Source organism: Streptomyces sp. NPDC054770 (genome assembly GCF_053611985.1).
The window spans coordinates 110,050-116,970 of sequence record NZ_JBSHBL010000034.1; the positions used below are offsets into that span (position 1 = coordinate 110,050).

At 70.7% G+C, this 6,921-nt stretch carries 7 protein-coding genes; 3 read left to right on the plus strand and 4 right to left on the minus strand.

The features are described from left to right. Positions 1-188 precede the first annotated feature (188 nt). Entirely contained in the window at positions 189-383 is a 195-nt protein-coding gene (locus ACWGKQ_RS27395; protein WP_453294612.1) for a hypothetical protein, read from the plus strand. Here ACWGKQ_RS27395 and ACWGKQ_RS27400 read toward each other — a convergent pair. Next, positions 380-1,117 (minus strand): SIR2 family NAD-dependent protein deacylase, encoded by a 738-nt coding sequence (locus ACWGKQ_RS27400; RefSeq protein WP_453294613.1) that lies wholly within the window; start codon positions 1,115-1,117, stop codon positions 380-382. The genes ACWGKQ_RS27395 and ACWGKQ_RS27400 overlap by 4 nt on opposite strands. Before the next feature lie 665 nt (positions 1,118-1,782). Between ACWGKQ_RS27400 and ACWGKQ_RS27405 the strand changes: the two genes are divergently transcribed. Then, positions 1,783-2,406 (plus strand): hypothetical protein, encoded by a 624-nt coding sequence (locus ACWGKQ_RS27405; protein WP_453294614.1) that lies wholly within the window; start codon positions 1,783-1,785, stop codon positions 2,404-2,406. A gap of 197 nt (positions 2,407-2,603) precedes the next feature. Here ACWGKQ_RS27405 and ACWGKQ_RS27410 read toward each other — a convergent pair whose 3' ends face one another. Continuing rightward, complete coding sequence (locus ACWGKQ_RS27410; RefSeq protein ID WP_453294615.1) at positions 2,604-3,098, minus strand: NUDIX domain-containing protein; 495 nt, start codon at positions 3,096-3,098, stop codon at positions 2,604-2,606. Further along, complete coding sequence (locus ACWGKQ_RS27415; protein WP_453294616.1) at positions 3,095-4,189, minus strand: ADP-ribosylglycohydrolase family protein; 1,095 nt, start codon at positions 4,187-4,189, stop codon at positions 3,095-3,097. The genes ACWGKQ_RS27410 and ACWGKQ_RS27415 overlap by 4 nt, the downstream gene beginning before the upstream one ends. A 156-nt stretch (positions 4,190-4,345) precedes the next feature. Here ACWGKQ_RS27415 and ACWGKQ_RS27420 point away from each other — a divergent pair, with 156 nt between their 5' ends. Further along, on the plus strand, positions 4,346-5,482 hold the full coding sequence (locus tag ACWGKQ_RS27420) for a glycerate kinase (RefSeq protein WP_453294623.1): 1,137 nt from the start codon (positions 4,346-4,348) through the stop codon (positions 5,480-5,482). Positions 5,483-5,489: 7 nt separating this feature from the next. Here ACWGKQ_RS27420 and ACWGKQ_RS27425 read toward each other — a convergent pair whose 3' ends face one another. Further along, positions 5,490-6,716, minus strand: coding sequence for an alpha/beta fold hydrolase (locus ACWGKQ_RS27425; RefSeq protein ID WP_453294617.1), 1,227 nt, complete (start codon positions 6,714-6,716; stop codon positions 5,490-5,492). Positions 6,717-6,921 lie beyond the last annotated feature (205 nt).

Here is a 6,921-nt window from a genome sequence, read left to right on the forward strand (position 1 = left end):
TCGCCCAGGCACGATCGACAGCCATCTCATCTGGCTGATCCGACTCCTCGACGGTCAGATGGCCGAGATGTGGACCTACCGCCGGAGCACTCCCTGACACTCCCTGACACTACTGATCCACAACTCTTGACGATTGCTCCGGGCCAAGCGGAGGGGGGAGTACGGCGGGGACCGAGAACGTCGAACTCATGCTCATGGCAGAGGACAACCTGCGCCAGGTGCACACCGACCGGCTCTTCATGGGAGCTTGCGGCGTCCGTGCGGGTGCTCAGGTCATGGACACCACGGTCGCCGAAGTGCCGGCCAGGCATGCCATGATCGCTGCCGGCGACAGGGTGGCTCTTCCGGAGGACCTGATGCCGGCGGGCCCTGCCAGGGCCTAGGAGTGGTTCTCCGAGCCCAGCCCTTGCATCAGCTGGGGCAGCGCGGTGCCGATCGGTTCGCGGATGATCTCGTCGGCCCGATCGTCGTACGGTGTCGGCTCGGCGTTGACGATGATCAGCCGTGCGCCGTGGTCGGCGGCCACCCCCGCGAGGCCGGCGGCCGGCTGTACCTGGAGGCTGCTGCCGACGGCGATGAACACGGTGCACGCCTTGCTGATGGCGAGGGCCTCGCCGAGGACGACGGGGTCGAGCCGTTCGCCGAACATGACGGTGGCCGACTTGAGGATGCCGCCGCACTCGAGGCACGGCGGGTCCTCCTCGCCGGCCTCGACGCGGGCGATCGCGTCCGTCATCAGCCCTCGGGCATGGCACTTCGTGCACACCACACTCCGCGCCGAGCCGTGCAGTTCGAGCACCTTGCGGGCGGGCATCCCGGCGAGCTGGTGCAGCCCGTCCACGTTCTGCGTGATCACCCGTACGGGTGTCCCCGACTTCTCCAACTCGGCGACGGCGAGGTGCGCCGCGTTCGGCTCGGCCGCCAGCGTCCGGTTCTTCCGCCGCATCTGCCAGGACCGCCGCCGGATCTCCGGATCGCCCATGTAGTACTCGTACGTCACGAGCTTCTCGGCTTCGGGATCCTTCCGCCACAGTCCGTTGGGACCGCGGTAATCCGGGATCCCGGAATCGGTGGAGATGCCTGCGCCACTCAGGATGGCGACGAGAGGCTTGTTCATGGGCCGAGGGTAGGACGCCTGCCTGGACGAAGGCGAACTGATATCAGGGTGCTGTTGTGCCCCCAGCACACCGCTCCGACCGAATCCCGTTACGCCTCGCTGATCCTTCGAGTCCCACAGGTGAGGCTCGTTGCGCTCCGGGCAGACAGACACCCAGGCGTCGGCCTGGGCCATCAGCGCGGTGCACACGCGCTCCCGGGCGCCGTCGACGGCCCACATCCGTTCCGGTCTGCAACTAGAAGGCGGTCGCGATCACTTCCGTGTGAATCCCTCCAGGGACCACCCCGCATCGGCGTCCGGTACGGGAGTAACGGCTCGCCCCGTGTCCACTGCGCGTCAGTCAACGGCACTGCCGGGTACCGCATCTCCCATCGGGCCAGGCGAAGAACACTTCGCCCGGCCCGTTAGGCTCCCCGTGAACTTCGGCCCCGGCGCACGCCGGGGCCTCTTACGCGGGTGCTCCCAGTCGGGGCACGGGGGGTGGGCGAATGATGAATGCTTCTGCGTTCGGCAGACGGGTCGTCGCGGCGGCGGGTGCGGTGTCGGTTCTGGCGCTGACCGGCGCGTGCGGTGCGGACAGCGGGGACGATGCCGGAGCACGTAAGAAGTCTGCGACTGCCGGGTCCGCCTCGCCTGCGAGCTCGGCGCCGCAGCAGGCATCCGGATTGCCCGTCTCGGCGACCGGGAAGGGGCTTGACCAGCAGGGCCTCGACCGCCTGGCGCTGACCGTGCACGACGTACCCGGTTATACCGTCCACACCGTCACGGGCAAGGGCAGCCCGGTGGACCACGACGTACTCACGGCCTACCGTGCCGTCACGCCCGCACCTTGCCGACCCGTCTACGCGGCCGCACAGCTGGGCAGCCTGCACGACTTCACGGCCCAGGTCAGCCAGGACGTCGTGTCCGCCTCCGATGATCTCGGGCAGCACGCGAGTGTCGGCCTGACGTCCTACACCCTTGCCGATGCCCGCACGGTGATGACCGAACTGCGTGCAGCGCTTGCGAAGTGCGGCACCGCCGAGATACGCCCGTCCGCTGCTCACCCCGATGCTGGGCTGGGGTATTCCGGTACCCGGTCCCGGTCCGTTTCCGGCTACGGCGACGAGACCCTTGCTTTCGACGCCACCCAGGCCGTCGTCGACGGCGGCAACGGACCCAGCATCCCCTTGACCGTCCTGGTCGTCCGCCAGGACTCCACCATCGCCACCTTCCTGTCCCTCAACCCCATCCAGCCCCCGACCGTCCCTCAGGACATCGTCGACGCGCAGCTGAAGAAGCTCGCCTGACCTCTTCGGGGGGATGACGTACGCGCCGCGGTTCGCAGCACACCTTCGAGTTCGCTCAGAGGGCCGAAGGGCTCCCGGACGATCTCGTCGGCCCGGTCGTCGTACGGCGTCGGTTCGGCCTCGGGATCCCGCCGCCACAGTCCGTGTTCGAGGGTAGGGGTGGCCGGCTGTGGGCGGCGAGTGGATACCGGGGGCGCTCAGCCCACCCGGTCGCCGTTCTCCAGCTCGGCGGTGCCCGAGCCCTCGGTCAGTACGTCCAGGGCGGCCAGGACGCGTCGGCCCAGTGGGCCCGGCAGGTGCGCGGGCAGTTCCGAGTGCGGGACCAGCCGCCAGGACAGCAGTTCCTCCTCCTGGAGGCGGATCGCCTTCAGGTCGGCGTCGGAGACGACACCGCCGTCGTACAGGTAGGCGACGATCGGCGGTCGGCCCGTGCCGTGCACCCAGTCCACCGCGAGCAGCCGGCCCATCTCGCGGTCCAGGCCGATCTCCTCCAGGGTCTCCCGGCGGGCGCCCTGGCGCGGGGTCTCCCCGTCGTCGGACTCGACGGTACCGCCCGGCAGCGCCCAGCCCTCCCGGTAGTTGGGCTCGACGAGCAGTACCCGTCCCTCGGCGTCCCGGATGAGCGCGGCGGCCCCGGCGAGGATCCGGGGGAGGCTCGCGATGTACGCGGCGTAGGCGTCAGTCGTGGTCACCCGGAAAGCGTAGCCAGTGCGGACTCCGTGCCGGCCCGGGCGAGGCGCACGGTGCGCTCCGCGAGGTCGCTGATGCGGGCCCCGTCGAAGCCGAGGACGGCGCTGCGGACCGTGTCCTCGAGAGGGGCCTTCCACCGGTCCGGGACGGCCGTCGCTCCGGTCAGCACCCCGGCCACCGAACCCGCCGTCGCCCCGTTGGAGTCGGTGTCCAGGCCGCCGCGCACGGTGAGGGCGATCGTGCGGGTGAAGTCGCCGTCGCCGTGGAGGAGCCCCGCGGTGAGGACCGCCACGTTCGGGACGACGTGGATCCAGCCGAGGCCGGAGGTCTCGGCGGAAACGGTGGCCAGGGTGTCGTCCCAGCTCAGCCCGGTTTCGTACAGGGAGACGACCCGGCGCACGGTCCGGGCCAGGCGGCAGCTCGCCGGTACGACGGTCAGCGCGGTGTCGACCGTCTGCCGGACCGTCGGCGCGGTGAACGCCGCCGAGACCAGCGCGGCTGCCCACATCGCGCCGTACACCCCGTTCCCGGAATGCGAGAGCACGGCGTCGCGGCGGGCCAGGGCGGCGGCCCGGTGCGGGTCTCCCGGGCTGGTCCAGCCGAAGACGTCGGCGCGGATCAGGGCGCCGATCCACTCCTGGCAGGGGTTGTCGTAGGTGGCGGTGAGCGGCGGTTTCAGCCCGTTGACGAGGTTGCGGTAGGCCGCCCGCTCCGCCGTGAACGTCTGGAGGTACGGCAGCCGCTGCAGCCACAGCTCGCCGACCTGCTCGGTACTGAAGCCGAAGCCGTGGGTCTCCAGGAGGTGCAGGCCGAGGATCGCGTAGTCGACGTCGTCGTCGCGGCAGCTGCCGTGGATCCGCCCGCGTACGCACTGGCGCCACTCGGGGCGCAGGGCTGCGGCGTCGCCCTCGTCGGCGGGCTCGGGGAGGTAGTCGGTGAGCGGCAGGGCATCGGCCCGCCGCAGATACCCGTCGATGCGCTCACGGGTCCACAGGTCGCCCCGCTCGACCGGTTTGCCGAGCATGTTGCCCGCGATCCGGCCGAGCCAGCCACCGAGCACACGGTCGGAGAACTCTTGTCCCGGACTGCTCATGGCATTGGTCTACCCGATTTCCGGCGCCTTGCCTTCCCAGGTGGTTGCCAGTCCCTTCCCAGGCTTCGGGCCGGGCATGACGGCGAGGGTGTCCTCCGGTTAAGGTCACAGCGGCGCGACTGGCCTTGACGTGCGCGAGGCCCGGAGAGCAAGGGGATACAGGTGACACAGCGCGTGCTCATCGCCGCGGACAAGTTCAAGGGCTCGCTGACGGCCGTGCAGGTCGCCGAGCGGGTCACGGCGGGGCTCCGGCGGGTCGTGCCCGGCCTCGACGTCGAGGCGCTGCCCGTCGCGGACGGCGGGGACGGCACGGTGGCCGCGGCCGTCGCCGCCGGATTCGAACGGCACGAGCGGGAGGTCGCCGGGCCGCTGGGGCAGGAGGTCACCGCCGCGTTCGCGCTGCGCGGCGACACCGCGGTCGTGGAGATGGCCGAGGCCAGCGGCCTCCAGCGGCTGCCCCGCGGTGTCTTCGCGCCCCTGACGGCCTCCACGTACGGCTCCGGAGAGCTGCTGCGGGCCGCGCTGGACGCGGGTGCGCGCACGATCGTCTTCGGAGTCGGGGGGAGCGCCACCACCGACGGCGGCGCCGGGATGCTGTCGGCGCTCGGGGCGCGGTTCCTGGACGAGGACGGCGAACCGGTACCGCCGGGCGGCGGCGGCCTCGCCGAGCTGGCCCGGGTGGACCTGTCGGGACTTGACCCTCGTCTGTCCGACGTCGACCTGATCCTCGCCAGTGACGTCGACAACCCGCTCACCGGCCCGAAGGGCGCGCCCGCCGTGTACGGCCCGCAGAAGGGGGCCTCGCCGGACGACGTGGCGGCCCTGGACGAGGCACTGGGCCACTTCGCGAAGGTGCTGGAGGCCGAGGCCGGCCCGCGCGCCGTCGAGTACGCGGCCGCGCCGGGGGCGGGAGCCGCCGGGGGCATCGGATACGGCGCCCTGCTGCTCGGCGCCCGCTTCCGGCCCGGTATCGAGGTCATGCTCGACGTCCTGGGCTTCGCGCCCGCGCTGGAGCGGGCGACGCTGGTGATCACGGGCGAGGGGTCGCTGGACGAGCAGACCCTGCACGGCAAGGCGCCGGCCGGCGTGGCGGCCGCGGCGCGCGCCGCCGACAAGGAGGTCGTGGCCGTGTGCGGCCGCCTCGCCCTGCAGCCGCAGGCCCTCGGCCGGGCGGGCATCCGCCGTGCCTACCCGCTGACCGCGGTGGAACCGGACGTGGTGCGGTGCATCGCGGACGCCGGACCGATCCTGGAGCGGGTCGCCGAGCAGATCGCGCGGGACTTTCTCTGCTGAGGGCGGCCTAGATCGGCGTCAGGACGCCCGTCGAGTCACGGTAGTAGCTGCCACTCGTGAGGCCCCACACCTTGTGCTTGTTGTGGAGCCACTGGAACGCGATGTCGTGCACGATCTCGGCGGGCCGCTCCCAGACCACGGAGTGTCCCGCACCCTCCAGCTCGAACATCAGCTTTTCGGGCCCGCCGATGGCCTTGTAGAGGGCCGGCACGGAGAAGTGCAGAGGCGGGGGAAGGGGCACGTTCGGCGCGGTGTTGGCCGTCTTGTCGAGATCTCCGTAGACGATGGCGACGGGAACCCGGTCACCGAGGATGTAGTTGCCCAGCGCGTCCTGGTAGGGCACCGTCTCGTTGGTCCAGCCCCAGAAGTAGGAGTTCCGGAACCGGTGGATGCCCTCGTGCGCGCCGGATGGCAGCTTCTGGCCCCATGTGCTGCCGACGGGGTCGTTCGCCATCATGGCGGCCCACGCCGTGTCCTCCATGCCGGGCTCGCGTTGCGGCGGGGTGCCCTGCTCGCGGTTCCACGCGTCCACGAAGCCCTTCTTGTCGCTGACGAACAGGGGGAAGCCGTACAGGGTGGGCGGGTCGGAGACCGGCAGCTGGGTCTCCGCCGGAAGGGCGAAGGGGTTCGCGAGGTCGTGCGACCACCGTCCCTCGGGCGGGAAGATGGGGGCGAGCAGGAACAGGCTCTTGACGTCCTCGGGGTGCTGGAGGGTGTACGGACCCATGGACGGTGCCGCGGCGGACCAGCCGATGAAGTCCAAGGGCTTGTCCCTGCCGGGCAGTGACCTGATGAAGTCGACCACGGTGGCCAGCTCCGCGCATTCGCTCTCCGTGTTGCCCAGCTGGTGCGGGTACAGGGGCAGGCCGGTGTACGGGGTCGGCAGCGGATTGGGCGACAGAACGCTGCGCTGTGCGGGGTTGGCGTTGCGGGGCTCGTCCATCTTCGGGCGGGGCGAGCGCCCGTTGCCCTGCAGGTCCATCAGGAAGACGTCGTAGTGGTGCTTGGCCAGGTCCTGTGCCCAGTTGTAGTCGATGGCGGACCCGGGAACCGTGAGGTCGTACCCGGCGAGAACCGGCACGCTCCGGCCGTGCAGCATCAGCACCACCTCGTGCGGCTGGTTGCCCTGGGTGCCGTCGTACTCCCGGACGAAGAGGTTCACGGTGTCGCCCTCGTTCGCCGGAAGCTTCGAGACGTGCGGGACCGAGTAGTCCTTGGGAGTGGTTGCGGGCATGGCTGTCCTCCGATCCGTAAGAGGGGGGTGATCCCCATCCCCGAATGGGGACAAATCCCCGTAAAATAAAGCCCAATTCCACCGTCCTCCCCTGACTCGTCCCACGCAACTCGGCCCTGTGCAAGGGTGGTTGACCGGTCAAAGGCCAACGCCGTATGCCCTTGAACCCGAAACGGGTGTGGCCCGAGCCTGAGAGGCTCGGGCC